The sequence below is a fragment of the Microcoleus sp. BROC3 genome, assembly GCF_036702515.1.
Lineage (GTDB): Bacteria > Cyanobacteriota > Cyanobacteriia > Cyanobacteriales > Microcoleaceae > Microcoleus.
Genome location: NZ_JAUBTQ010000134.1, coordinates 1 through 3,885, shown reverse-complemented (window position 1 = coordinate 3,885; position 3,885 = coordinate 1). Strand labels below are relative to the sequence as shown.

Below are 3,885 nucleotides of genomic sequence, written 5' to 3'. Positions count from 1 at the left end.
TGTCAAATTTTTGGAGAGACTTTTTTACTAACGAACATAAATTTGATTTCCCCAAAATACGTCAATATACTTACACACAGAAAAGCATTTAGGATTGATCTCGATATATAAAATCATTTAGGATTGCTATAGACACTCGATTTAGGCTAGCTAATTCGAGCTAACAGCCTTGCTATAACGGAAGCAGCGCAGTAGGGAAAGTTCCATCTAAGTCCCGTTAAATGGACATAAAGAATGAAATAAGAATAAATAGCTTATGTAGCCTTAACAAAGGCAAATACTATAGAAAACTAGGCGACATAAATGGGTGTTTGAGTACAGAATAGGGTCTATAATTACCCCAACACTCGGCGATGCCAATTGTAAGTCACGTAAAAGCAAAAGGCAATTATAGCTCCTATAAGAGTAACTGAATGTATTTGAGTAAACGACGCGGCGAATACCCAGAAATGCCACTCAGAGTATCTAAGTTGCTCAAGGCACAAAAAAGTAAATGTACCCACTGTGCTTTGTATTTTATACCTACAGACCTTGTAGAAGTTGACCGCATTATCGCTAAGTTATTACGTGGAAAGCATACCTACGATAACCTACAACTTTTACATAGACATTGCCACGACACAAAGACAGCCAATGATGGAAGTATGGAATCGCAGCCATAACAAGGGTAGAGATATTGAGGGGCGGCATGATGCGAAACTATCACTTTCCGTTCTAAAGGAGAGATAGGGGTAGTGATGTCGCTATCGACTCTAACCTTACGTAAGTCCTGCCTAGTGTTTGAAAGAATTTTTTTGGCAAATCTGGCGTTCTCTTCTCAAATCCTGCGATCGCTTCACGGCTTTTGGCTGCGAACACCCAATCTGTGAAATCATATATTGGTGGAACTTATCAACTCCAACCTCATGTTAAGTTGTCTTACATTCTATGAATTATTGTATGTTTTAGTGGTCGTTAGGAGATTTTTTTGAGATTGATTGAATATAAATGAGTTTAGTGGCGATGTCAACTATAAAAGGTAGTAAATAGCATAGAAAATTATAATTTTTCCCATTATAGGAAACAGATTTTTTAACTGAATTGACTGTGAAAATTAAACAAAAATCACACCTACAACCGTACTGAGAACCGTCCCGTTAGCGTAATCACTGGTTTTTTTTCCGCAATGCCTAAGTAACGGGCGATCGCAATCTCAAGGTTCTGGCATAGCCTATTCTCAAAAAAAAGACTTGACAGGTCCAGTCAAAGCCAGACATCGTTTGCGTAAGAGTTGCGGTGATTTGCCACCTAGGGCGACCCGCGATCGCGCACAGCAGTCCCCGTCCAATTCTTCTCTAACATCTTAACTAAAATAAACACGTAACTATTATTTTAAAAAATATAAGTTAGTAAAAATTTATATTTTGGTGTTCATCGAATTTTCTCAAAGCGGGTAAGTTAGAACTGATAAGTGAATTAGCTAATAATGAAAGCGATCCCCAATATGTCGAATTTGTCAGCCATAAAAACAAGCCTATCTAGTAATATCGCCACTAAAAACAAGTTATGTTTTAACGCCGCAAACTCTAAGGCAGCGCTAAAATCAAAAAAAGATTTAGTGGTTGTTGACTCCCGAGTAGAAAACTACGAGCAATTGATCGGTGGTCTCAAAGCTGGAACCGAAGTATTTGTACTTAATTCAACCAAAGATGCGATCGAACAAATCACCGAAATTTTGGGTCGGCGCAACAGCATCAACAGCCTGCACATAGTATCTCACGGCCGAGAAGCAGCAGTAGAAATCGGCTCAACAGAACTGAATCTTGATAACCTAGAAACCTACAGCAGCCAATTGCAGGAGTGGCGAAAAGCCCTTAGCGAGCAAGGCAACATTCTGCTTTACGGCTGTAACGTAGCCGCCGGCGAATCCGGCATTAAATTCATACAAAAACTCAGCGAACTAACAGGAGCAAATATTACCGCTTCCAACAACCTAACAGGGAGTGCAGCATTAGGTGGCGACTGGGAATTAGAAATTACGACAGGACAAATAAATACCGAACTAGCGTTTAAACAAGAAGTCCTAGAAGCCTATACATCTGTCCTGGTCACTTTAGTTACCGAAACCTTTCAAGGTTCAACAGCACTAGGGCCTTGGATTTATGGAACTAGCGGCACTTCAAAGGCTCCTGGCTTAACCGCAGGCAACGGCCCCGGCATTATTCCCGGTGTAGTGGGAGGGCCAGTCGATCCCGCAGGCAGCGGCGCTTTGAGATTAACGTCAGCGGATTTCAATCAAGCAGCTTTTGTCATCTACAACAGCCCCATCTCTTCCACTGACGGGCTAAAAGTTACCTTTGATTTATTTGCCTATGGTGGCAGTACTGGTGCTGATGGCGTTAGTTTTTTCCTAATTAACGGAACAACTACCCCAACAGCAGCGGGAGGCTTCGGCGGCTCTCTCGGGTATGCTCCCAACAACACTTCGAGTACACCCGGGATTGCAGGAGGTTATTTAGGTGTCGGATTAGACGAATTTGGCAATTTTTCCACTTCCAATGAAGGGCGTGAGGGTGGCACCGGGCAGCTATTAGATTCAATAGCAATTAGAGGCAGCGCAGCCACAACATATAGCTTTTTAACTAACGCTACCGTTCCCGGCGGCATAGATAATGTTTCGGCAACTACTCGCACCGCTGCTAATGTAAAAAAAACCGTCCAAATTACATTAATTCCGGTTTCAAACATTCTTTCTGTTGCCCTCGACGATAACGCCGACGGCGTATTTGAAACTTTTATCAACATACCGAATGTAGTGGCGGTAAACGAAGCAATACCGCCTACTTTCAAATTTGGTTTCGCTAGTTCTACAGGCTCGTTTACAAACTTTCACGAGATTGCTAATCTCGCGGTAGAAACTATTAACACTCCTGCACTTTCAGCCGACATTTCCATTGCTAAAACAGGTCCGGTGTTCGCCGCTCCCGGCAGCACCATTACCTATACCATTACTTCCACTAATAACGGAACCAGTAGCGCCGCAGACGTTCTGATTCAAGATCAACTGCCGGCAAACTTAGAGTTCCTCAACGCTGGCGATAGCGCTGGCGATGGCGTATACGACGCTACAAGGCAGACTGTCACCTGGCCGACGATTCCGACTCTAGCTAGCGGCGCTAGCACTACCCGCAGCATAACCGCAAGGGTCTCTGCAATGACAGCGATCGGCACCACCATAACCAACACCGCCTTTAGCAACTCCAGCACTTACGACCCCAACCCAGCTAACAACAACGGTTCCCTACTAATATCTCAAGCTCCAACTACAATTGTTGATGCTCTTGCCGACGTAGTTACCACAAAAACAAAAATCGGCTCCCCTACCGAAACAGTGGGTAGGACAGTCAGTTACACAATTTCCACAGTCAACAACGGGCCGGATACAGCAAATAACGTCACAATTACTGACAGCATCATTCCTGGTTTAACAGGAGTAGTTGTATCCAACGGTAGTTACGATCCAATTAGTGGCATTGTCACCTTCTCACCGATCCCCAGCTTGGTCAAAGGTGCTCCTGCTGCGATTACCAACACAGTCAGTTTCATCGCACCCGCAGATGCCAGCGTCAGCAACACCGCCAGAAGTACCTCCAGTACCTATGACCCAACTGCCACCAACAATGACGGCACTGAGTCCGGTGCTAGAGTCACCACACCTCTGATACCTAGTGCCGATGTCGTTACCACCAAAAACGGGTCAGTAACGGAAACTGTGGGTAGGACAGTCAGTTACACAATTTCCACAGTCAACAACGGGCCGAACACAGCAAATAACGTCACAATTACTGACAGCATCATTCCTGGTTTAACAGGAGTAGTTGTATCCAACGGTAGTTACGATCCAAT

2 protein-coding genes are annotated in these 3,885 nt (G+C 44.0%); both read left to right on the top strand.

Annotated features, from left to right (window positions below; all coding sequences use genetic code 11):
- Positions 1-413: 413 nt before the first annotated feature.
- A complete protein-coding gene (locus QUB30_RS33035; protein WP_333342467.1) occupies positions 414-662 on the top strand; it encodes an HNH endonuclease signature motif containing protein in 249 nt (82 codons plus the stop codon).
- A gap of 935 nt (positions 663-1,597) precedes the next feature.
- The coding region (locus QUB30_RS33030) for a DUF4347 domain-containing protein (RefSeq protein ID WP_333342465.1) at positions 1,598-3,885 on the top strand (2,288 nt) is incomplete at its 3' end.